The organism is Clostridium sp., from assembly GCF_029258205.1.
Lineage (GTDB): Bacteria > Bacillota > Clostridia > Clostridiales > Clostridiaceae > Sarcina.
This window is the reverse complement of the sequence record NZ_JARHZJ010000042.1, coordinates 44,224-68,672: the sequence shown is the minus strand read 5'-3', so window position 1 is coordinate 68,672 and position 24,449 is coordinate 44,224. Positions and strand designations below refer to the sequence as shown.

The window sequence follows — 24,449 nt, the reverse complement described above, 5'->3', positions numbered from 1 at the left end:
ATTCCAGGCTCTTCTATACTTGTGTTAATATGATTTTTAGCCCATTGATTTTGAGTTTTGTGCCCATTAGCTAGGTAATTTTCTTTAGAATAATCTTTTTTGTTTTTACTTTTCATAAAATCAACTCCCTATATGTTTATATTATTAGTATGTAAAAATTTTTAAAAATTATATTGTAAATTAGAGCCATATTTTTATGATATAATTCATATTAAATATAATTTTTATTTTAGAAGATACAAGTATGAAAGTTTGGAAAATAGAGCTACCTAAAATTCATTTAGAATTAAATAAGGTAGATAATATAACAGAAGAAATTTTAAAAGAAGAAAAACTAGAGGAAGCTATAATAGAAAATGTAATTATAGAAAATTTAGAGGAAAGTTCAATAAAGTTTGATTCATGTATATTTAAAAATGTTACATTTATAAACTGTAATTTTAATAGAATAGATATGACAGATGTAAAATTTGAAAAGTGTGATTTATCTAATTGTGAATTCTTTGATGGTGGGTTTTATAGAGTAGAGTTTAAAGGCTGTAAAATCATATGAAGTAGATTTGATGAATCATCATTAAATAATATTTCTTTTAAAGATTGTTTAGGAAAATATATTAATTTATCTCTTAGTACTTTAAAAGAAGTGGAATTTAGAGATTGTGATTTAACAGGAGCTGTGATTCAAGAAACTAAGCTAAAGAAAGTGAATTTTCAAAATGTTAATTTTAAAGAATCTATATTTAGAGGAACAAATATTAAAGATATTGATTTTAGGACTTGTAATATAGATGATATAGATTTAAACATGGAAAACTTAAAAGGTGGAATCTTTACAACTTATCAAGCTTTAGAGTTAAGTAAATTTTTAGGGATTATAATAAAATAGGAGTATAATATTATATATTTAATGTATATTGACAATATAATAAAAAAGTAATATCTTAATTTTATAATTAATTGTATAAAATTTAATGTAGTATATTTGAATGATTAAAAGGAGTTAATATGGATAAGTATAATATTTTAAAATTAGAAAATCAACTTTGTTTTAGATTATATGCTTCTTCAAGGGAAGTTATAAAGAAATATAAGCCTATTTTAGATGAATATAATTTAACTTACACACAATATTTAACAATGCTTGTTTTGTGGGAAAATGAAAAAATAACAGTTAAAGGAATTGGTGAAAAATTACATCTTGATTCTGGAACTTTAACTCCTCTTTTAAAAAAGTTAGAAAAAATGAATCTTGTAATAAAATATAGATCAAAAGAGGATGACAGAGTGGTAATAGTTGAATTAACAGATGAGGGAAGAAATTTAAAAGATAAGATGATAGATGTGCCAAGAAAAGCTTTTTGTTCTTTAGGAATAGAAAAAGATCAAATATTAGAACTTAAGAAAAATTTAGACTCATTATTAGAAATATTAAAATAAATAGGGGCTGTATCAAAGAAATACTTCACTTAGAAAAAAAGAATTTATTAGATTATTGAAGATATTTATTACAGTAGGCATATTAACATATTTTTCTGTTAAATTTAATATTATTTTATTAATAGTTGCTTTTATAGAACTTACAAATGAATATTGTAAGTTTAGACAGCATTCAAAAAGTTTATTATTATTGTTTTAGCTGTTTTACCAATACTATTAACTATTAAGCAAATAATGTTTTATCTATTTCAAATTGTTATTGTATGCTTTATATTTATAACTACTGCTATGGTTTTTTTTGAGAAGAAAAATGTGTTGTTGACACTTGTAAAGATTAAAATAAATTGATTAATAAAAAATAATTGGTCATAGATATTTTTATGACCAATTATTTTTTATTAATCTTTATTTTTATATTTAATTTTAGATGATATTTCTTCTGGTTTATTTGGAATCATCATCATGAACTTGTATATCTATTATTCCTATTGTTTCGCTTGTAATTTCTTCTTCAGCTTTTTCGATTTTTTCAAGTTCTGTATCAATTTTATTATCAATATTTGAAATTTGTTTTTTTAGTACTTTGTTTTCATATCTTCTATATATTAACCATGCTAATAATCCAAATATAATAGGACCGGAAATTTGGAATATTACAGCAACATAATCTTTATTTTCTGAAGTAAGAGGTTGTATGATTGTAAATAAGTTAGCAAAACCAACTGTCAATGTTACTATTATAGACCAAACTAAAGCACTCTTATAATTTTTATATACTTCAAAAGGTTTCACAATTTCTTTTTTCTTCTTGAAGAATGAAAAAGCAAAGGATAAAAACATATAAGGCAATGTCATAGCTACATTCCCCATAAGTATTAAATAGTTAAAAAATTTAGATGAATCCTCTCCACCCATTGAGCAGAATAAAACAAATATTATTACTGTTATACATTGAATCCACATAGCAGTAGCTGGCATATTTTCTTTATTTAATCTTGTCCATTTTTCAGGCCAAATATCTTTAGGAGTACCTTCTATTAATTGTTTTAAAGGAGAGTAGCTTAAAGCAAAGAATGCACCTATAAGTGCTAGGAACATTGAAAGTCCTATAAATCTAGCAAAGAAGTTACCTAATATTATACAAGCATTAGCACTTAAGCCAAGTGCTTCTCCTATGTAATAACCAAGATAGTTTACTACAATATAGGCTATATTTGCCATATTTACATCAGGGCCGGTTAAGTCTCTATTCCAATTAACAAAGAAACCAATACATAAAATTCCTATTGCATAACCAATAACAATTACAAAGGCAGAAATTTTTATTCCTTTAGGGAAATTCTTTTTAGGATTTTCAGTTTGGTCAACTAATCCACCAACTACTTCTATTCCACCATAAGCAAATATTGCAAATACAACGAAGCCAAGTACACCTAAAGGAGACTGATATGCAGGGTTTGGGGAATGTATGAACTGTTCAATATTAAAACCTTGAGCTGATTTAAAACCATTACTTGCTAGTACGAAAAAACCACCAAGAATTAAAACTACATTAGCTAAGGCAACAACAGTTCCTCCTATGGATGTAATTTTTGAAATTTTATTCAATCCTTTAGAAGAAATAAATGTTATTGTTAAAAGTAATATTATAGCTAACACAGCCATTGCACGAGGGCCTGTTAAACCAAATATATTCCAAGTAGAAGTTGTGTCTTTACCAAAAAAAACATTAGATAAAGGAATCCATATAGATGATGATACAGAGACCATCCATATTAGATTTGAAGAAAACCACATAAAAGTTACTATGAAAGCAAACTTAGGGTTTACTGATTTAGCCATCCAGGAGTATATACCTCCCTTTTCTTTTCTAAAGGCTGCACCATATTCAGCCATCATAAAAGCATAAGGAATAAAGAATAAAATTGCTGATATTATATACCATATGATTCCACTATAACCCATTAAATAAAAGGTTCTTGGCATATTAGTAAAGCCATAAACTGATGTAAAAATCATAAGTATTAAGGCTGTTAGGGTTAATTTACTTTTTCCTTTTGATTCCATATAAAATCACCTCTCAGATATACTTTTAAAGCCTTATTTTTCTTAAGTATACAAATAATATACATTAAATTAAAGCAAATTGTGTTAATAAATTAATGATTTGTTAGTAAAAATAAAAAGAAAATATATGAAAAATAATATATTTTTATAAAATAAGTAAATTTTATATATTATTAGTATAAAATTAATAATTTTACCATAATTTATAAAATTAATTAATATGTATAATTTTAGTTTGTTATTATTTGATTAATTTATTAAGATTTAAGGTGATACGTCTTAAATATAATATAAATATTTTTTTTGAATAAAAATGAATTTTTAAAATAATTATAGAAAATAGACAATTTAAGATTTATAATCATATAATTTAGATATATAAAGTTTTTAGGTGATTTAATGTCATTAAAGGATCAAAGATATTTATGGATTTTAGGATTAATATATTTCTTAATAGTCAGTATAGTTTTTATTATAGAAGGGTCAATTTTAGGGTGGTTTAGCATAATAACTTCTTTTTTGTTATGTATTACTGTTTTTAAAGTGAAGAAAAATTTAAAAGATACGTAGGTGTTTTTTAGATAAAATTAAATTATTAAAAACATAGTTCATAAATAGTTAATATATACTAGGAATAAAGAGAAAGGAAGTACACACAATATTTTTGAGGTGATATTAATGAGTAAAAAAAATAATAATAAAAAACATATAAATCATAATCCTCAAAGTGAAAGTGTAAAAGTTGTTTTTGGAGAACCAAAAGCAAAGGGAGATGAATTTATCCCAAAAACTTTTAAGTAATTTAAGGATTTTAAAAAACATAAAAGCAATCTAAATTAATATAAGGAAAGGTAAATTATTGTAAATTACCTTTCCTTATATTAATTAAAATTAGAAGAATCATAAGAGGAATTTTCTAGATAAGTATATGTATTTCTTCCTTTACTTTTAGAAATATAAAGTGCTTTATCAGAAAATTTAATTGCATTCTTTAAATCATTTTTAGTATATGTAGTATATATTCCAATACTAAAAGTTACGTGGTTTGAAACATTTGAATATTCATGTTTTAGATTAAGATTGTCTAAATTTTCTTTAATTCTCTTAGCATAGCTAATAGAAGAATATTTAGAAGCACCTTTTAATAAAACACAAAATTCTTCGCCACCATAACGTGCAACTATATCTTCTTTACGAGAATTTTCTTTAAGTAAAAATGCTATATTTTTTAATATAAAATCACCTGCTTGATGTCCATAATTATCATTATAAAGTTTAAAATAATCTACATCAATCATTAAAAATGAAACAGGCAAATCTTTTTCTTCTAAATTATTAATGTAAGAGTCTAAAAAACGTCTATTATAAATATTACAAAGTCCATCTTTTAAAGATTCTAATTTGGATTCTCTAGCTTTTTTTAAGTAGAAAATCATTAATAAAATAGATACTAATGATAATAAGATTAGTATAACAACAGTATCTTTTAAAAATGGTAATTCGTGGTTATTTAAAATTTTATTATCTATGTAATGTTTAAATTCATAGTCGCTTATATCTTTTATTTCAGTTTGCTTTTCGTAATATTTGTTTATTAAATTATTTGCATTATTATTATCATTTAATTTTCTATAAATAGAGATTCTTTTACTAATAGAAAATAATGAAATATAATTAGCTCCTTCATTATCAGCTAATTCTTCTAGTTTTGAAAAATAATTTAATGCTAAATTTAAATCTCCAATACTATCATAGTACATACCATAAGAACGAGTTTTTATCATTTCTAATTCAGAATACATATCATCAGTATCTTTATTTTCTAACCTTTTTATTTCGGAAATATAGTTTGGTACTAAATCAATATTATGTTCTGATATTGCTTTTATTATTAAATATGAATTTAAAAGTATTTTTAAATTTTCATGGCTATTTTCATTAAGATCATTAGCAATATGAGATGCTTCTTTTATGGTAGAATTAAAATCAGTTATGTCATTTACAAAAAAATAAGTTTCAGCTAAATTTAATAAAGTATATTCTTTAAGATAAGAATTTTCTTTTTTTATTACTAAAGATGAATTTAGTATTTTATTTAATATATTAGTTGAAGTAACATAAGCTCCCATATATCTATAAGCTGATGACATATTTAATTTAATAATTATTTTTGACTCATTATCTGCATATTTAAAAGCTTCTTCATAATAAAATAAAGCATTTAAATATTTTTGTTGTTGAAGATTTATTATAGCCAAAGAATTGTAAATTTCAAACTTTAAATTATTTGGCAAACTATTAAACATATTTTTATTATATATAATTGAATAAAGTTTATTTTGAGATTCTGTAAAGTTTCTCTTTTTAGTTTCTAAATTTGATTTATGTAAAATTATATTAGTTTCTTTTATATATTTTTTTATTTTTTTATTTGCTTTAAATTTATAACAAGTAATTATCAATGAAGTAATAATTATTAAAAAAATTAATGAATTTAAAAAATATTTATTTATTTTCTTTTTATTTTTCATAAATCCCCCTAAATTTAATAAGAGATAGAATTCAATTTTTTTATCGACATACAATTAAAAAGTATACCATAAATATTGAATAAATGTATATAAAATGAAGAAAATCTTAACAATTAAATTAATATTAAATAGCTTAATTAATATTATTAAATAATCACTTTATTTTTAATTAGATAATAGAAAATCTCTATGAAATTAAGGATATAAAAATAATCAATTTAAATGAATAAATATATAATTTGTGGAAAATTAAGAAATCTATAAATAATTTTTAAAAGTTCACCAAAATACAGAGTTTGACTAAAATAAATAGTAAGAGACTTTATAAATAAGTATATGTTTTATTTGGATTTACAAAATTTAACTTTAGAAATGAGATAAATATGAATTTATTTATACTAGTTTTATATTTATGAAAGGAGGTAATTATCAGCTTTAAAGAGCTTGATAAGTAATTATGCGAAGCAGAGTTAATAAAATAAATAATCGTACAGTTGCTGCTTTAGGAATAAAAGGTTTGGATGAAAATTTAGAGAAAATTATAGTTAATATAATAAATTGTAATCCAGAATATATTATTTTAGGATGTAGTGAAATTCCTTTCGCCAAAAGAGTGTGTAAAGCTTTAAGTAATGCTAACTGTCCTAAAATTTTAATACTTCCACTTAACTATAGGTTTAAAAATCAAAAAGAGATAGTTAATGAAATTAAATTTATAAAAAATTTCTCGGAAAATAATATAGCTATTATATTAAATTCAGTAAATGATGCTAATTTTATTCTAACAGATAAGCTTTGTTATGTATCTTCAGGAAGTTTAAATAATAATGGTATAAACAAAAATGTTAATTTATATGAAATAATTAATGATAAGGATTGTAACTATAAATTATGGGAATTAGAAATCTTTGATTTTATAAATAAAGAAATAATAAATTATAGGAGTAATAATCAAAGAGAGCAAATAGAATATATTTTAAAGGAACTGAAAGAAATATTATTTATTAAGATTTCTAATAGTTCAAATGTATTAAATGAGGAGTATATCTATAGTATTATAGATATATTAAATAGTATAGATAGATTTATTATGATAGGAACGGATGTTTATCAATATTTTGACAGCGATTTTCTAGATATAATAAAGAGTAATAAGAAAATATTAGCCAAAATAAATTCCATAAGAAATGAATTATTTAGAATGCTGTTAAATATAAATGAAGAAAAAAATCATATTAATAATAAGATTTTTAGTTGTTTAAAAAATGAATTTTTAATTCTCTTAGAAGAATTAGAGGAATTAATAAATTTAAGAGAAAATAAATATGATAATTCTATTGTCCCATGGAGAAAAGACGAAAGTATAAGTTTATTTTTATCATCTAATAATACAATTAATAATTCTTTGATTAAAGAATTTTATGAAAGAATTATTTTAAATTATGAAAGATAAGGAGTAGTGATAAAAAAGAGAGTATAAATTAGACTCTCTTTTTTAGTATTTTATATTAAATTTAAATAACTAAGTTCATATATAAGGATTTTTTCTCTTGGATTATATTCATACTTATTAGGAATCTTTATTTCCTTTTTTAAAGAAAATGGAGTATATTTTTCTAAATAGTATATGTAATCATCAGAAGGATAATAAAGTATAATATCTACTGGTCTCTCATGATTAGATACAGAATCAAGAATATTTCCAACAACTTTTATAAATATTTGCTCTGAAAAGGGATTAAAAAAATAAAATTTATTATCCTTTGAATCTATATGATATCTTTCTGCAAAACAGTTTATAAAATTTAATTTAACATTTTTACATTTATTTTGTGACAAATAAGATTTTTTATTTTCTAAGCATTCATTAAAAAAGAAGTTATTCATTTCTATTCCTGTAACTTCAATATTTAAAAAGTAATTTAAATAGAAATTAAGTCGTCCTTTGCCACAACCAAAATCAATTAAGGAATCTTCTTCAGAAAATTCATATTGAGAACACATAGCTTCCAATACATCATAAGATGTAGGTTCATATCTATTGTAATGTAGAGATTCATTAAATATTTTTTGTTCTCCAGAAGTTTTTATATTCAGTAATTTTTCAAAGTATTGTTCTTTCATTGTTTCCTCTTTCATAAAATAGTATTTAAATTTACAACTATCAGTATAGTATTTTGCATTAAATAGGGCAAGTTAAAATTTAGGGATGAGAAATACTTAGTTAATTGAAAATACTTTATGTAAATTAAACTAAAGAAGAGATAATAGAATTATAGAATGCAAATCTAATGTTGGTCAAATTTTTATAATTAGATACAATAGTAAATGAATGTTTAAATACACAGGAGGGATTTTAATGAGAAGCAATTATCATACACATACATATAGATGTAACCATGCCACAGGAACTATTGAAGATTATGTTAAAGAAGCTATAAAAGCTAACATGGATGAAATTGGGATTTCAGATCATTTACCGCATCCAGGTAAGAATATAGATAATTATCACAGAATGGCTTATGAAGATTTAGATGATTACTTTGGAAAGATAGAAGAGGCTATAAATAAGTATGGAGATAAAATATCAATAAAAAGATCAATAGAATGTGAATATTTTCCAGATTTCGGATGGCTTTATGAAGAGCTGAAGGAGAAGTATAATGCTGATTATTTAGCTTTAGGAGTACATTTCTTCCCTTATAAAGGAGAATGGGTGTACGTTGGAACAATAGAATTAACCCCAGAAATCTTAATGATTTATGCTGATTTTGTAGTAGAAGCAATTAAGAGTGGATATTTTTCATATTTAGCTCATCCAGATTTATTTGGAATGACATATAGAAATTGGGATAAACATTCAGAAGAGGCCTCAAAAAGAATTTTAAAAGCTGCAGAAGAAATGAATATGCCTATAGAGATAAATGTAAATGGAATGAGAAGGAATAAACTTTCTTATAATAAAGGAGAAAGATATCAATATCCAATAAAAGAGTTTTGGGAATTATCTAAGGAGTACAATGTTAAAAGAATAGTTGGGATTGATGCCCATAATCCAGAAGAAATGTATGATTTAGATATGGGATTAAACTTTGCTAAAGAAAATAATTTAACAATTATAGATAGATTAGAATTCAATAAATAAAAGGTTAGGTATCAAAATATAATAACAAAATTTGCAACAGTATTACTAGAGTTTTTAGATTGGCTAAGAATTTATAATTTATACTGTTTGTAAATTTTATTAAAAGTTATTTTGATACACTACCTTTCTATTTTTTTATATGAATTATTAAAATTTAATACAATTATTTTATTATTTAAATTTTATACATGTAGGAGATGGAATAAATATATCGTTTTTTAGAAGTTTTAGAGTTCCATCTGGATTTTTAAAATAAATTGTTAGGGTATCAGATTTTTCATTTGCAATTATTAAGGACTTGTTACATGGACTTATTTTTATTGCAGAACCAAAATTTTGACCTCCAAAGCCATTTGGAAGTACATGAATATATTGAACTAATTTAAATCCTTCTTCTCCTAAGTATTTTAATATAATGACTTCAGAACTATTTTTACATATAACATATGTAAATTTTCCATTCTTTGAAAATTCTAAATTCCTTGGACTACATACTTTAGTACAATAAAAACTTAGATTTTCTATGTAACTTAATGTATTATTATAATTAATTTTAAAAAGTTCTATTCTATCCATGCCTAAATTTACAGCACATATAAATTTATTGTCTTTAGAAGGAACTTTAAGTGAAGAAGAATTATTAAATAAAATACAAAGTATGATAAAAGAATTAAATAAAAATTTAGCTACATTATATTGATTAGACAAAAATATATAGCTTAGTTATAATTTATAGAGAAAGTTTAAACTATTTAAGATGAATTAATTTTCTATGAGGTGAGGAAATGGAATTAGTAAATATTTATGATGAATATAGAGATGTAAATAAAAATTATGTGGACTTTATAGAGGAACTAGTAAATAAAAATTTTGAAGGATTCAGCGAAGATTTTGTAATTAGCAATCTAGAAAATTTTCAAAATTCCATTGGAGATTTAAAAGTAAAGACTGATGACATTCAGGTTGAGGAAGAAAATAAAGATAATTTAAAAGATTTAAAGTATTTAATTGTTGATACATTATTCCTTACTTTTGATCTAAATAATTTTTATAAACTTAAAGAATTTGAAAGATTTAAAATGAGATTTGCAAATTATGTTAATAAAAGAAGAAGAGATGAGATGTTAAAATCTTTTTAGTATAAAAATAATAGGTCTGTATAAAAATATAATAATAAAACTTACAAACAGTCTGAAAAGAATATGTTTGTAAGTTTTATGAAAATTTATTTTGATAAAAGCCCTTTATTTATAGACACGTTTTAGAGTAGTGTGTTCAGTGTATCCTAATATTAAAGGTACATTTTCAATTTCAATTTCACTAGATTCAAGGCCAAACCATTTAGCTGGAGAAACTGTGAATTTTTTTATGAAAAGCTTAGCTTTAATTATCATTGAATTCCATGATTTAAGCTTGCTTTCTGATGATAAACATTCATTTATAAGAATAAATCTGAAATCTCCTACATTTCTGTTAGGAAGTGTAGTGTACTTTCTATTTTGAACTTTAATATCACCATTATTTATAAGTTCACATACTATTTGACGTAAAAATACATTTAGCTTTTGGTTAACCCTAAAACCAAGTTTAAGTTGTACCTTAACCATATAATCCGTACCAAATGTATTTATAGTATATTCAGCTGTATAAGGTTCATCAGTTACAATTACATTTACAAACCAATATACGTCTGCTCTCTTAGGTCTCTTATCTAATATAGAATACATTATTTTTCTTTCTATTCTCTTGTATTTTTCTGAACTTGTTAAATAAACAAGATTTGTTGCATATTTAGGTCTATCCACATCATTTTTTAATTCCTTTAATTGATTTTTATAATTTTCAATAGGAATATAGTCTAATAGACTCATTTTTATATAATGACCTTTTATCCAGATATACATTACACTTAAAATACATAAAGCTATTAATACTGAAACAAAACCACCTTTTTCGAATTTAACTACACTTGAAATTAAGAATGAAAATTCTAAAGAGCCAAAGAAGACTAGTATAATTAGTGCAATTAGTAATGGAGTTTTTCTTTTTAATAAGTAATTGAATAAAAGTATGGATGTCATAAGCATTGTTACAGTTATTGATAATCCATAAGCTGCTTCCATATTATCTGAACTTCTAAAATATAAAACTATAGCTATACAAGCTATCCAAAGTATTCTATTTATAGCTGGCATGTAAATTTGTCCCTTAGAATTAGAAGGATAAAGACACTTTAATCTAGGGAATAAATTTAATTTAATAGCTTCTGAAACTAAGGTATATGAACCAGAAATTAGAGCTTGAGATGCTATAATAGCAGCTAATGTAGAAATTAAAACTCCAAATAGTAAAAGCCAACTAGGCATCATTTCAAAAAATGGATTTAAGCTTTCAATTCTATATAATTTAGCATTATTTTTTTGAGATAATATCCAAGCTGCTTGACCAAAATAATTTAATAGTAAGCATATTTTAACTAAAGGCCAAGTAAAGTAGATATTTTTTCTACCAACATGACCAAGATCAGAGTACAAAGCTTCGGCTCCAGTTGTTGATAAGAATACTCCTCCTAGAATAAAAAAACCTAAATGATTATTTGGACTAAATAAAATTTTTACTGCATAATGAGGAGAAAGCGCTTTTAAAAGATATAAATTTCCTGATAAATTTACAATTCCTAATATAGCTAAAAATGAAAACCAAATAAACATAACTGGTCCAAATATTTTACCTATTATTTCTGTACCAAAATGTTGAATAAAGAATAAAAAACTTAGTATTACTAGGACAATGATTATAATAATATTTTGATTATTTCCAAATATATTATTAAAGCTAGGTAAAATTTTTAAACCTTCAATTGATGAAGTAACAGTTACAGCAGGGGTTAGCATTCCATCAGCTAGCAGAGCAGAACCTCCTACCATGGCAGGTATAATAAGCCACTTAGCACGACGACGAACTAAGGTATAAAGAGAAAATATACCTCCTTCTCCTTTATTATCGGCTTTTAAGGTTATAAGAACATACTTTATTGTTGTTAATAAAGTCATAGTCCAAAAAATAAGAGACAGTACTCCAAGGATAAAATCAGAATTAACGCTTTCTAAACCTCCATTACCATTTATTATTGATTTCATAACATAAAGAGGAGAAGTCCCAATATCGCCATAAACAACTCCTAAGGCTATTAAAAAGCTTCCTAAAGTAATTTTTTCAATAGAACTTTTATTAGTACTCATATCTATTCTTCCTTTATTATCATAAGTTAATTATTAAGTTGAAAATATTAAAAAATTATTAATGTGTACACAAAAAATTAAAATCTAATAAAAATTATACTAGCACCATTATGAAGTGATGTAAAGTTATAAATTAAAAAGAAATTAGTTGTATCTTTTTAAAACTTTTACATTAAAAAGTTTATTAAAAAATATATAAATTTTTTGAAAAAATTACAATGAATTCATGAGTGGTATTAAAGTAATATAGTAAAATAAAAAAAGAGAGAAGAAATAAAAAACTTTATTTCTTCTCTCTTTTTATTAATAAATCTATTTTGTAGTTGTTGGTGGAGTGAATACTCTTGAAGCTAATTCATCATCCATCATATATAAGGCAGCAGGATTACCTTCAGATCTTCTAACTTTCTTTAATAATGAGTGGAAGTTATTTTCTTCTTCAACCTGTTCATCTATAAACCATTTAAGTAAACTCATAGTTGCATGTTCTTTTTCTTCAAAAGCAACATCTGCAAGACCATATATTTTACGAGTTACTAATTGTTCGTGTTCATAACCTTTTTCAAAGGCTTCAATTATATTTGAAAAATTAAATTTAGGTTTATCTATTTGTTCTAATTCAACAACGCCATTTTTTTGGAATATATAATCGTAAAATTTCATGGCATGGAATAATTCTTCTTGAGCTTGAACTCTAAAAAAATTAGCGAAGCCGCTTAAGTCAACTGATTCAGCATAAGCAGCCATAGCTAAATAAGTGTATGATGAATAGAATTCAAAATTAACTTGTTCATTAAGTTTTTGTAATAAATTTTCACTTAACATATATGTACACCTCTTTTTATTATTTATATAAAATTATTGTAGTCTTAAAAAGAAAATTAAGCAAACTAATTTATAAAAATTATTATTTTATTATAAATGGATAGAAGTATCTTGGTATTACTTTATAATTATTAAATTATGTGATTTTTTCTTCGGATGGAAGTAACCCCATATACTTTTTATAGGTTTTTGAAAAATAAGATAAGTTATTAAAACCACTTTTATAAGCACTTTCAGATATAGTATATCCATTGTAGAGGATTAAATTTCTAGCATTTATACATCTAATATGATTAATATATTCTAGAATGGTTTGACCAGTTACTTCCTTAAATGTACGACAGATATAATATTTACTAAAAGCAACATGGTTACATATATGATCAATTGAAATTTGTTCTTTATAGTTTTCTTTTAAATAATTTATTATTTCTTTTACCATTAATATTTTATTATTATCTTTTATTTTTATTAATGATGAGTTTTGTTCAATATGGTTTCTCTTAATATGAATTAAAATTTGAAGTATATCTGACTTTATAAAATCTTTAAAATAATCATTTTTATTAGTTAATTCTCTATTTATTTCTTCAATTTTTATCTTTAAAAAGGAATCCTTAATTAAGTTCTTAAATTTAAAGTTATAAAAATTATTTAAACTACTATTAAGTAAATGTTTATCTATAATAAGACAGTAGTATTTACAGTGTTTGGATATTTTTTCTATTGAATGAAGTTCATTTGAATTAATTATTATTATATCATCAGCTTTAGCTTTAAGTATTTTATTATCACAAACCACCTTAGTATGTCCTTCTAAGAAGTAGAGAAGCTCTAGGTTTTCGTGATAATGCATTAAAAAACTAGGTCTATTTTTATTTAAAATATCACAATGAAATATTATTGGAAAATTAGGATCTCTATGAAAGTGATTTTCATATATGTAATTATTCATAATTCCTCCTGTATAAAAAGCAATATTATGTTAAATAACAGCAAAATACTTACTTAAATAAATAAAATCATTTTATATAATAATAGTAAACATTTAAATTATTTATTATTATTATGAATAAATCTATATGAAAAGTAAAGTTTTATTGGGGGGAAGGGAAATGCATTTAATACCAAGACCAAAAAATGTAGTTAATTATGAAGGTGAATTTTTTATAAAAAGAGATACTGAAATTATATTAAGTAGTGAATTATCTTTTGAAGATTTAAATTTAGCAATTATGATTAAAGAGGAAATAGAAAAAGTATTAGATTTTAAACTTAACATAAATAAACTTTTTATGGATAAGAAATATAGCAACTCAATAATTTTAAAAGAATGCAAATTTGAAAACGAAGAGGAATATAAAATAGAAATAAAGGATTATGAAGTAATAATAGAAGGTAAAGGCGCTGGATTATTCTATGGATGTCAGAGCTTTAGACAGCTTGTCAGAGAGTTTGGAGCATGTATTCCAAATCTTAAAATAGAAGATTCTCCATATTTTAGATATCGTGGATTTTATCATGATGTAACAAGGGGAATGGTACCGACCTTAGATACATTAAAAAGCTTAGTTGATAAGGCAGCCTTTTATAAAATAAATCAAATACAATTATATATAGAGCATACTTTTGCTTTTAAAGGAATGAGTGAAGTTTGGATGGACAAGGATCCTTTAACAGCAGAGGAAATATTAATTTTAGATAAGTATTGTAAAGAAAGACATGTGGAACTTGTACCATCATTATCGACATTTGGTCATTTATATGAAGCTTTAAGAAGTAAATCATTTAGAGATCTTTGTGAATTAGAAATAGGAGATGAAGCATATTCTTTTGTTGATAGAATGGCACATCATACTCTAGATGTTACTAATGATAAAAGCTTAGAGTTTGTTGAATCAATGCTTTTAGAATTTATTCCTTTATTTAGTTCAGATAAGTTTAATATTTGTTGTGATGAAACCTTTGATTTAGGAAAAGGAAAGAGTAGAGAGAGCGCTGAGAAATTAGGAGTAGGTAAAATATATACAGAGTTTCTAAATAAGGTATATAACATTGTAAAAAGGTTCAATAAAAATGTTATGTTTTGGGGTGACATAATAGTTGGATATCCAGAATTATTAAGTGATATACCAGAGGATTTAATTTGTTTAACTTGGAATTATCATCCTCAGGCTAATGATGTAGCCACAAAAATTATAGCAGAGCACAATAAAGTACAATATGTTTGTCCAGGTGTAGGTGGATGGAATATGATGATGAATCTTATAGAAGGTTCTTTTAGTAATATAAGAAGAATGGTTAATCACGGAATGAAATATGGAGCTATAGGTGTTTTAAATACAAATTGGGGAGACTATGGAAATGTAAATTTATTAGCTAATTCAATACCATCTATGATTTATGGAGCAGCGATTTCATGGAATCCAAGGGAAGAGGAATTTAATGAAGTCTTTAAGGCTATATCATTTATGGAATTTGGTGATAAATCTATGAAAGTAGTTTCTTTAATGGATAAGCTTTCTAAAAATCAAGTTGCAGGTTGGGGAGAACTTGTTAGATGGAAAGAAAAGTTTGATGAAAGGGAAGAAACTAAAGAAGAAATTAAAAATATAGATAATTTAAAAGTTTTGGAAGGTTATAAGGTTGCTTCAGAGGTAAGAATAGAGTTTATTAAATTGCTTAAAAATATAGAGAATAAAGAATCTATTCAAAGCTTTATTGTATCTTCAAAGGGATGGGAGCTTATAAATAAATTTTTCATGGTATTACTTGAAAAAGAATTTAATAAAAAAAGTTTAATAGAGATAGACAAGAAAAACTTAGCTAAAGATTTAGAACTTTGGTTTTATGATTATACATCAATATGGAGAAAATATAATAAAGAAAGTGAGCTTAATAGAATAAGAGAAGTTATAGTGTATATGTGCTCATATTTAAGAGATTAAGACGGATTTTATAGACTAAACAAATATAAATTTAAAGAGTATAATATATTATAAAGTAATATTTACTTTGTTGATGACTTTATTTTTATATTAAGAGGATGAAAGAAGGTAATAATTATGAATTATTGGCAAATATCAGCAGAGATAGGTAACACAAATTTAATAGATATATTCTTTGATTTAGGAGTAGCAATTGTTGGCCCTGGAGATAAGGGAGACTATTTTGATAATAAAGAAGAGTATGATATCTTAGGCAAAGAAGGAATAGTTATAAAGAGATTTGCTGAAGAAGTTAAGGTAGGAGATGTACTTATTTTAAAACAAATAAATTCAAGAGATGGAAGCTTTACTATTGTAGCAGCTGGTAAAGTAACAAGTCCATATAGATTTGAACCTATATTTAACAAAGTTGGACTAGATGAATTGCCTATGCAACATTGTAGAAGAGTAAAATGGTATATTCCTACTGATGGTTTAGTAATAGATAGAGAAGGATTAAGTATTGGGTTACAAAAGCTTAAAGATGATAGTCCACTAAAAATAAAAGCTCAAGAATTTATTAACGAATTAAAAGATGAAAGTTAAAAGTTAATTATATAAACTAAAAAAACAAGCTTTAGCAACCAAGCTTTAGCTTGGTTTTTTTAGTTTATATTTTAAGATAATATGATTTTTTCATTCTTTAAGGCATAAAATTCATTTTTAAAGTATGATTATAAAAAGTTATCTGTCAGTCTTTTTGCTTAGGTACTAATCTTATTCTAAAGATAAGTGCTTTAAGTGCTTTCCAGTTAAATGGAATAAGATGATACAGATAAGAATCCCAAGTTAAAGTTTTATTACTTGCAATTAAAACTAGTCCTATTATTAATCCAACAAAAAATCCTATTACATTGAATAAACTTGTTAATATGAGTAATATCATTCTCCAAAATTTTAAGGCATAACTGAGTTCCAAACTTGGTTGAGAAAAGCTTCCTAGTGTAACTATTAACAGAGAACTTGAGATACTATTTTATCTATTTATATCTCCTAGCTACTTCTACATAAGGAATTTGTCTTATCATAAAATTCTTAGTCGACTTTATTAAGTTCATATCAGTTTTACTTAAGGAAAAAAGTCACTCATTATTAATTCCATTATTTCATCTTTTATAAAACCATCAATATAGTACATTGTGGCTTTTTTTATGACCAATTATTATTGAACGTTCAATTATATTAAAACTTTTTCCAACTCTTAAAAATTTAGACAAAGTGTTTATGTTTTTATCAAAATTTGCTTTTAAGTCAAAAAATTCCTCCTTATTAAATAATATAAACTTATTATTACAAAGGAGATTAAATAATATTCTTGCAATAAATTATAGTGTTAGTTAGATTAAATTTTACAATTTAGTATTACTACAATAAAAATGCATGGTATAAATAAACCATGCATTTAAAATATTCTAAAAATGTACTTGTACTAATAATAGTAAGGCTGCAAAGGCAGCTATAATTCCCATTAAAGGCATAATAAATTTCAGCCATTTATTATAAGTTATATCAACCATAGCAAGGGTAGCTAGAATTAATCCTGTTGGAGTTATAAAAGAGATTAATCCTTGACCAAATTGGTAAGCACTAACTATAACATCCCTTGGTAAACCAACTGTATCTGCAAGTGGTGCCATTATTGGAATTGATAAAACAGCAAGACCAGATGAAGATGGAATAAAGAATCCTAAGATTATAAATATAACAAGCATTAATATTATAAATATATTTTTATCCATACCTTGAATTCCATTTGAGGATACATAAAGTAAAGTATCTGATATCTTACCATTTTCAAGTATTAAGTTTATAGATCTTGCAACACCTATAACCAATGCAACTCCTACTAAATCAGCAGCTCCAGCTATAAAGCTATTAACAAATTTTTTTTCTCCAAGTCCTGAAAGGAATCCTAAAATTATTCCTACTACAAGGAATAGAGCAGTCATTTGTATAAATCCCCATCCTTTAGCTGAAACTCCGTAAACTAAAATTATAAATGAAGCAGCGAAAATCAAAAGCATAAGTTTTAGTCTCCAAGTAAATACTGGTACCTCATTATTAGACTCATGAAGAAATTTAGAGTCTATTTCATCTTTTTGATCATATACAAGGGATTTAGAAGGATCATTTTTAACTTTTTTAGCATATCTAAGAATGTAAATTATAGTTATAAGTGTAGCTAAAACTAATCCTATCATTCTAAAATCCAGGCCTTCTTTAAAGCTTATTCCAGCAGCTGTTGAAGCTATTACTGAAGAGAATGGGTTTACAGTTGAAAACATTGTTCCTATGGATGAACCCATATATATTGTAGCGATACAAACTATAGCATCATAACCAGAAGCTAAGAATATTGGGAGCAGAATAGGGTAAAGAGCAATGGTTTCTTCTGCTAATCCAAAAGTAGTACCACCAAGAGAAATAAGTATTGATAATAATATTATAAGTATATATTCTTTTCCTTTAGTTATTTTAGAAAGGCTAGCAATTCCAGCGTTAAATGCTCCAGTTGTATTTAAAACCCCTATTACTCCACCTATTATTAGAACAAACATAATTATATCTATAGTGTCATAAGTTCCTTGAATAGGAGCTTGTATTATTTGAGTAATGCCTTGAGGATTTTGAGTAACCTTCTCATAAGTGTTTGGTATTGCTATTGGTTTGCTTATACTTCCATCAGTAAATTTACTTAAGTCTATTTTTATACCAAGTTCATTTAAGGTATTTTGAGTTGCAGGTTCCTTAGTGCTTTCCCCTTGAGGATTTGTAACAATAAACATATTTTCAGCTTCATTATAAGATAACTTTGAGTATGATCCTGCTGGAATCAAATAAGTTAAAACAGCTGATAAGATTAAAACAATAAATAATACAGTAAATGCAGTAGGGAATGAAATACTTTTCTTTTTATTCATTTTTTACCTCCTGTTAATTTTTTATTTTGTTAAAATTTACAATTATTAATATTAAGAATTAAATTTTAATAATTAAAATAATTGTATATTATTTTAATTATACTATTTTGTAATTTGATGGTAAAATTCGAAAAGTTTATTAAAATAATGAATAAGTGATCAAACAAACATATGCATACTATTAATTGTCTTTAAATGAAATGATTTACACTTGACTTAATTTGGAATTTGATGTAGAAAATATATAGTTCTCATATTTTTACATAATTAAAATAAATTTAATGTATTGTTTTAAAATGTTAAAATGAATATAATAAAAATTAAATAAGGTAAATAATGCTTTAAATTGAAAATAATTGATTTTAATAACTTAAAGGGGAGTTATATTATATGAGAGATTTTAATTTTGAAGAAATATTAGAATCATGTCCTATGGATTATATTTATGGGAAGCTAGATAATAAAGATTTTAGTGATTTATTTGTGATTAAGTCTAGTATAAAAGAATTTAATAGTAAGTTATTGAGTGAAGTACTAGGTAATGATATAGATTTTAATACTATATTTAGTGCAATTAATATTGATGGAGGAGTATATTATAAAGATTTAAAGAAAAATCTTAGTTTGAAGTTGCTTAATGATGACCATGTGATTATTTGGTTTAATGAATGTCTATTAAAAAATTATAACAAAATAGAAATTAATTTAAAAAAAGAAAGAGACATGTTAGATCTATTTTTAGATTCTTTAACAGATTATGTATTTTTAAAGGATATCAATGGAAGGTATATAAATTGTAATAATGCATTTGAAAATAAAGTTGGAATTAAGAAAAAATATATAATTGGAAAAACTGATAAAGATATATTTTTTGATGAGCCACGTAAGGTGGAAAAGTTTATCAAAACAGATAAAGAAGTTATTAATTCAAGAAAAAAGAAAGTTTATGGCGAAGAATGGGGATTTGAAAGTGAAGAGGATTATTTAGAGGAGACTATAAAATCACCATATTTTGATGAAAATAATGAAATTAAGGGGATAATTGGTCTAACAAGAGATATTTCTTATAAAAAAGCTATAGAGTATAGACTAAAGAAAAATGATAAGATGTTTTTTGAAGTTCTTAATTACTTAGATGATGTTGTAATTATAAAAGAAGGAGAAAAAACTATTTATGTAAACCATGCTTTTGAAAAGTTATATGGATTAAATTGTAAAGAATTGTATAAGGAAAAAAGTATGATTGTAAAATTAGATAGAATTCATCCTGAAGATAGGCATAAATTTACTAATATTGATTTTGAAAATTTTTTTATGGAGAAAGCTAGAATTGTTAGAGCAGATAATGAAGTTAGAACTGCTTTATTTAGGGCAAACTCAATAAAAAATGAAAATGGTGAATCTATAAGAAGAATTATAGTTATAAATGATATTACAGACACTATAGAAAAAAGTAATGAGATGGAAAAGCTTAGAATGGAGTTTTTTGCAAACATATCTCATGAATTTAAGACACCTGTAAATTTAATATATAGTGCACTTCAAGTTTTGGAATTAAAATTAAAAAATCATATAGATGGAGAAGAGGAAAATAGTTATATTAATTATATAAAAGTGGCTCAACAGAATGTTTTTAGATTATTAAAGTTAATAAATAATTTAATAGATAGCACAAAATTAGAAGCTGGATTTTTTTATATTAATATTAAAAATCATGATATAGTAAGTTGTGTGGAAGATATAACTATGTCTATATGTAAATTTGCTGAAAAAAATAAAATGTCTATAACCTTTGATACAGAAGAGGAAGAAAAAATAATTGCTTTTGATTTAAACCATTTAGAAAGAGTATTATTAAATATTTTATCAAATTCTATAAAATTTAATCGAGAAAATGGTAAGATAGATGTCTATATGAGTTTTGATGAAAAGTATGTAAACATAAGTATTAAGGATACGGGAGTAGGAATACCAAAGGATAAAATGGGCTTACTTTTTGATAGATTTAAAAAAATAAATAATAGACTAACTAAAATTAATGAAGGAAGTGGAATAGGGTTATTTATAGCTAATGAACTTATAAAAATTAATGGTGGAGAAATAGAAGTTAATAGTGAATTAGGAGAAGGAACAGAAGTTATAATAAAAATGCCTATTAAAATAGTTGAAACTGAGGCTTTATATGAGGAGATAGCTTTAACATCTTGTGCAGAAAATCACGGAGAAGAACTTTACAAAATAGAGTTATCAGACATTGATAGCCTTTAGAAAGAGAAGCTGTATCAATTGATACAGCTTTTTACATGTTTCTAACAGTTTCTTTATCCCATACAAACATTTGATTTGTATTAGTTAAGGATTTAAATAAATTTTTCTTAAAACCAGGCATAGTTTTATCTAAATTTCTAATAAGATTTTTCATATCTTCTCTTTTGGTTTTACCGTCTGCAGGACAAGGATTTTTTATTATTGGAAAATTATATTCTGATGCTGCCTTTCTTATTTGACTTTCCTCAATAAATACCATAGGTCTTATAAGAGTTAGATTGTTTTTATGCATAAAACTTTTAGGAGAGAAGCAATTTATTCTTCCTTCATAACTTATGGAAAGCATAAGAGTTTCCAAGGCATCATCTTTATGATGACCTAAGGCAACCTTGTTACATCCAAGCTTTTGAGCATTATCATTTAATGCGCCTCTCCTAAGGTTAGCACATAAAGAACATGGGTTTTTTTCTTTCTTTATATCAAAGACTATTTCTTTGATATCTGTTTGAATTTCATAAAAAGGAACATTGATATTTTTACAAAGATTATGTAATGGACTATTGTCAACTCCTCCAGGATTTAAAGTTATAGCTATTAATTCAAATTTTTCAGGGGAGAATCTTTGGTAGTTTTTTAATATATGTAAAAGTGTTAGACTATCCTTCCCACCAGAAAGTCCTACGGCTATTTTATCACCATCTTCAATAAGGTTATATTCTTTTATAGCTTGTCTAGTTTTGCTTAATAATTTTTGCATGGTTTTCATAAAAATCACCTCTTAATGTTTATTTAATTATATTATAATAAAAAATAAAAAATTAAAAGACTGAAAATTTTAGAATAAAATTAAATTTATTGTCAGATATTTAAATTGATAGTACAATTTTAACATGTTACATTAAAACTTAGATTAAGTATTAAAATAAAATTTAAATTTATATATTTAGATTATTTTTGAAAGGAAATTAAAATGAGAAATATAAAAATTACTTTAGATTATGATGGTAGCAAGTACAAGGGATGGCAAAAGCAAAACCAAAAGGGAAGTAATGTTTCTACGGTTCAAGATAAATTAGAAAAAGTACTAACTAAAATGACTAATGAAGAGATTCAACTAATTGGTTGTGGAAGAACTGATAGTGGTGTACATGCAAAAAATTATGTAGCAAATTTTAAAACAAATTCTATTATGACTTTAGAACAAATTATTGAGTACATAAACGAATATTTACCTGATGATATAAGAGTAAAGGGAATAAAAGAAGCAAGTGAAAGATTTCATGCTAGATTTAATGTTAAGTCTAAAACTTATGAATATACCATTGATAATAATAAGTTCAAAGATGTATTTTTAAGAAAATATGCATGGCATGTTGAAGAAAAGTTGAATTTAAAAGCAATGGAAGAAGGGTCAAAATATTTATTAGGTACTCATGACTTTAAGAGTTTTACAAGTTTAAAGTCAAAGAATAAATCAACTTTAAGAACCGTAAATAGTATTAAATTTCATGAAAATAATAATATATTAAGTATAAAAATAAATGGAAATGGCTTTTTGCTAAATATGGTTAGAATAATAGTAGGAACTTTGGTAGATGTGGGACTTGGAAAATTTGAACCACAATATATAAATGATATACTTGAAGCGAAGGAAAGATCAAAAGCTTCAAATAAAGCACCATCTTATGGACTTTGTCTTTTAGAATTAAATTATTAAATAAAATCTGTATAAAAGAGTGGTTTTAAACTATTAATTAGTATTTATACTCTTTTATACAGATTATTTTATGATTCTAATAAATCTTTTTCTAATTCATTCATAATTGTCTCTACAGATACTATTTTATCTATTTTTGAGGCATTTTCGCCACAAAAAATAAGTCCATTTTATATTCGTGAATATAAGTTTTTTTATTATATCAAGTATTGTTGAATCAAACTTTTTATTTTCATCTTAAAGTAATTCCCTAGTAAATCTAAATGTCCTACAGCTTTTGTTACAGCACTAGCTAAATTTGAAAGGGACACAAAAATTTCAATTTCTCATTGTATAATATGTAATCTAGCTGTTAAATTTCCAATTGTAATTGTTTTTATATTCATAGAAATTATCCTTTCTGTCTGAAAATTAGAAAAACAAATATTTTTAGTGTTAAAATATTTTAATACAAATATATCGTAAGTATAGGTTAGGAAATAAACAAGTATTAAAATAAATTAATTAATAGTGAAAAAATATTAATAAATATATTATAATTAATAATAAAGGTATAGGATTATAAATAAAAAGTTAGGAGAGAGCTATGAAAAAATGTGATTGCAATGGCTATAAAAGTTGTTTATGCAACAAGGAGGTTACTATATTTAAGGATTTAACAGAAGAAGAATTTAATAAATTAGCTACTGGAGTGACATGTTTTCATTTTAATAAAGGAGAATATATATGTTATGAAGGTGAAAAGCTTTCTAAGCTATTTATAATAAGTAAGGGAAGTGTAAAGATATCAAAATTGACCAAGGGTGGAAAAGAACAAATAATCCACATATTCTCTGTGGGAGACTATTTTGGAGAGACAAGTCTCTTTAATAATGATGAAGGAATTTCATTTAATGCTATTGCTTTAAATGAGGTTATAGTCTGTACTATAGATAAGGATAAAATTCATAGTATTTTAGAAGAAAATCCTAGAATAGCAATTATTGTTTTGAAATCTTTAACTAATCGTTTAAAGGAGACTGAAGAATTTGCCAATAAACTAGTAACTAATGATGTTAGAGTAAGAATAGCATATATGTTAAAAGAATTTAAGAAAAAATATGGGAAAATAGAAAATGGAGAAATATTTATTGATTTACCAATTAATAGAGAAGATATGGCAAATTATTGTGGTATAACTAGAGAAACTATGAGTAGAAAACTTTCTATATTTGAGCATGAAGGATTAATAGAAATTAGAGGTAATAAATCTCTAATAATAAAAGATATAGAAAAACTATCTAAAATGATTTCATAGGAAATACTTATT

The 24,449-nt window shown here is 24.3% G+C and carries 22 protein-coding genes; 12 read left to right on the top strand and 10 right to left on the bottom strand.

Features of this window, described 5'->3' with window-relative positions; all coding sequences use genetic code 11:
- The first annotated feature begins 244 nt into the window (after positions 1–244).
- The 3 genes from Q1J60_RS06320 (at position 245) to Q1J60_RS06310 (ending at position 1,437) form a co-directional block, all read left to right on the top strand.
- Positions 245–553: a pentapeptide repeat-containing protein gene (locus Q1J60_RS06320; protein WP_300259682.1), complete on the top strand. Its 309-nt coding sequence runs from the start codon at positions 245–247 to the stop codon at positions 551–553.
- A gap of 30 nt (positions 554–583) precedes the next feature.
- Complete coding sequence (locus tag Q1J60_RS06315) at positions 584–886, top strand: pentapeptide repeat-containing protein (protein WP_423249116.1); 303 nt, start codon at positions 584–586, stop codon at positions 884–886.
- Positions 887–1,005: 119 nt separating this feature from the next.
- Positions 1,006–1,437, top strand: coding sequence for a MarR family winged helix-turn-helix transcriptional regulator (locus Q1J60_RS06310; protein WP_300259680.1), 432 nt, complete (start codon positions 1,006–1,008; stop codon positions 1,435–1,437).
- Positions 1,438–1,881: 444 nt separating this feature from the next.
- Here the strand turns inward: Q1J60_RS06310 and yjeM are convergent, their stop codons facing one another.
- The gene (yjeM, locus tag Q1J60_RS06305) at positions 1,882–3,504 is read right to left on the bottom strand and encodes a glutamate/gamma-aminobutyrate family transporter YjeM (protein ID WP_300259678.1); all 1,623 of its coding nucleotides are present in this window, start codon (positions 3,502–3,504) and stop codon (positions 1,882–1,884) included.
- Positions 3,505–4,182: 678 nt separating this feature from the next.
- Here yjeM and Q1J60_RS06300 point away from each other — a divergent pair.
- Positions 4,183–4,305 carry a CPC_1213 family protein gene (locus tag Q1J60_RS06300; RefSeq protein WP_300259676.1) on the top strand — a complete coding sequence of 41 codons (123 nt, stop codon included), beginning with the start codon at positions 4,183–4,185 and terminating at the stop codon, positions 4,303–4,305.
- An 80-nt stretch (positions 4,306–4,385) separates the two neighbouring features.
- Here the strand turns inward: Q1J60_RS06300 and Q1J60_RS06295 are convergent, their stop codons facing one another.
- Positions 4,386–6,035, bottom strand: coding sequence for a GGDEF domain-containing protein (locus Q1J60_RS06295; RefSeq protein ID WP_300259674.1), 1,650 nt, complete (start codon positions 6,033–6,035; stop codon positions 4,386–4,388).
- Positions 6,036–6,492: 457 nt separating this feature from the next.
- Between Q1J60_RS06295 and Q1J60_RS06290 the strand changes: the two genes are divergently transcribed.
- Complete coding sequence (locus Q1J60_RS06290) at positions 6,493–7,488, top strand: hypothetical protein (protein WP_300259673.1); 996 nt, start codon at positions 6,493–6,495, stop codon at positions 7,486–7,488.
- A 50-nt stretch (positions 7,489–7,538) separates the two neighbouring features.
- Here Q1J60_RS06290 and Q1J60_RS06285 read toward each other — a convergent pair whose 3' ends face one another.
- Positions 7,539–8,159, bottom strand: a complete 621-nt coding sequence (locus Q1J60_RS06285; protein ID WP_300259671.1) for a methyltransferase — start codon at positions 8,157–8,159, stop codon at positions 7,539–7,541.
- A 235-nt stretch (positions 8,160–8,394) separates the two neighbouring features.
- On the opposite strand from Q1J60_RS06285, the gene Q1J60_RS06280 reads away from it, so the two are divergent.
- On the top strand, positions 8,395–9,180 hold the full coding sequence (locus tag Q1J60_RS06280) for a histidinol-phosphatase (protein WP_300259669.1): 786 nt from the start codon (positions 8,395–8,397) through the stop codon (positions 9,178–9,180).
- Between the two features lie 171 nt (positions 9,181–9,351).
- On the opposite strand, the gene Q1J60_RS06275 is transcribed toward Q1J60_RS06280, so the two are convergent.
- Positions 9,352–9,756, bottom strand: coding sequence for a lactonase family protein (locus tag Q1J60_RS06275; RefSeq protein ID WP_423249113.1), 405 nt, complete (start codon positions 9,754–9,756; stop codon positions 9,352–9,354).
- A gap of 209 nt (positions 9,757–9,965) precedes the next feature.
- On the opposite strand from Q1J60_RS06275, the gene Q1J60_RS06270 reads away from it, so the two are divergent.
- Positions 9,966–10,319, top strand: a complete 354-nt coding sequence (locus Q1J60_RS06270) for a hypothetical protein (RefSeq protein WP_300259665.1) — start codon at positions 9,966–9,968, stop codon at positions 10,317–10,319.
- Positions 10,320–10,424: 105 nt separating this feature from the next.
- On the opposite strand, the gene Q1J60_RS06265 is transcribed toward Q1J60_RS06270, so the two are convergent.
- The 3 genes from Q1J60_RS06265 to Q1J60_RS06255 form a co-directional block, all read right to left on the bottom strand.
- Positions 10,425–12,422, bottom strand: a complete 1,998-nt coding sequence (locus tag Q1J60_RS06265; protein WP_300259663.1) for a KUP/HAK/KT family potassium transporter — start codon at positions 12,420–12,422, stop codon at positions 10,425–10,427.
- Positions 12,423–12,734: 312 nt separating this feature from the next.
- A complete protein-coding gene (locus tag Q1J60_RS06260) occupies positions 12,735–13,247 on the bottom strand; it encodes a ferritin (RefSeq protein WP_300259661.1) in 513 nt (170 codons plus the stop codon).
- Positions 13,248–13,383: 136 nt separating this feature from the next.
- A complete protein-coding gene (locus tag Q1J60_RS06255; RefSeq protein ID WP_300259659.1) occupies positions 13,384–14,202 on the bottom strand; it encodes an AraC family transcriptional regulator in 819 nt (272 codons plus the stop codon).
- A gap of 160 nt (positions 14,203–14,362) precedes the next feature.
- On the opposite strand from Q1J60_RS06255, the gene Q1J60_RS06250 reads away from it, so the two are divergent.
- Complete coding sequence (locus Q1J60_RS06250) at positions 14,363–16,195, top strand: beta-N-acetylhexosaminidase (protein WP_300259657.1); 1,833 nt, start codon at positions 14,363–14,365, stop codon at positions 16,193–16,195.
- A gap of 117 nt (positions 16,196–16,312) precedes the next feature.
- Positions 16,313–16,780, top strand: a complete 468-nt coding sequence (locus Q1J60_RS06245) for a DUF8426 domain-containing protein (RefSeq protein WP_300259655.1) — start codon at positions 16,313–16,315, stop codon at positions 16,778–16,780.
- A 145-nt stretch (positions 16,781–16,925) separates the two neighbouring features.
- Here Q1J60_RS06245 and Q1J60_RS06240 read toward each other — a convergent pair whose 3' ends face one another.
- Together Q1J60_RS06240 and Q1J60_RS06235 are read right to left on the bottom strand one after the other, a co-directional pair.
- Complete coding sequence (locus Q1J60_RS06240; protein WP_423249115.1) at positions 16,926–17,186, bottom strand: spore germination protein; 261 nt, start codon at positions 17,184–17,186, stop codon at positions 16,926–16,928.
- Between the two features lie 460 nt (positions 17,187–17,646).
- The gene (locus tag Q1J60_RS06235) at positions 17,647–19,155 is read right to left on the bottom strand and encodes a YfcC family protein (RefSeq protein ID WP_300259652.1); all 1,509 of its coding nucleotides are present in this window, start codon (positions 19,153–19,155) and stop codon (positions 17,647–17,649) included.
- 390 nt (positions 19,156–19,545) lie between these two features.
- On the opposite strand from Q1J60_RS06235, the gene Q1J60_RS06230 reads away from it, so the two are divergent.
- On the top strand, positions 19,546–21,423 hold the full coding sequence (locus Q1J60_RS06230; protein WP_300259650.1) for a sensor histidine kinase: 1,878 nt from the start codon (positions 19,546–19,548) through the stop codon (positions 21,421–21,423).
- Between the two features lie 31 nt (positions 21,424–21,454).
- Here the strand turns inward: Q1J60_RS06230 and Q1J60_RS06225 are convergent, their stop codons facing one another.
- Positions 21,455–22,180: a tRNA 2-thiocytidine biosynthesis TtcA family protein gene (locus Q1J60_RS06225; RefSeq protein WP_423249114.1), complete on the bottom strand. Its 726-nt coding sequence runs from the start codon at positions 22,178–22,180 to the stop codon at positions 21,455–21,457.
- Positions 22,181–22,393: 213 nt separating this feature from the next.
- Between Q1J60_RS06225 and truA the strand changes: the two genes are divergently transcribed.
- Both truA and Q1J60_RS06215 read left to right on the top strand, forming a co-directional pair.
- The gene (gene truA / locus Q1J60_RS06220; RefSeq protein ID WP_300259647.1) at positions 22,394–23,140 is read left to right on the top strand and encodes a tRNA pseudouridine(38-40) synthase TruA; all 747 of its coding nucleotides are present in this window, start codon (positions 22,394–22,396) and stop codon (positions 23,138–23,140) included.
- Between the two features lie 586 nt (positions 23,141–23,726).
- Positions 23,727–24,437 carry a Crp/Fnr family transcriptional regulator gene (locus tag Q1J60_RS06215; RefSeq protein ID WP_300259645.1) on the top strand — a complete coding sequence of 237 codons (711 nt, stop codon included), beginning with the start codon at positions 23,727–23,729 and terminating at the stop codon, positions 24,435–24,437.
- Positions 24,438–24,449: the final 12 nt, after the last annotated feature.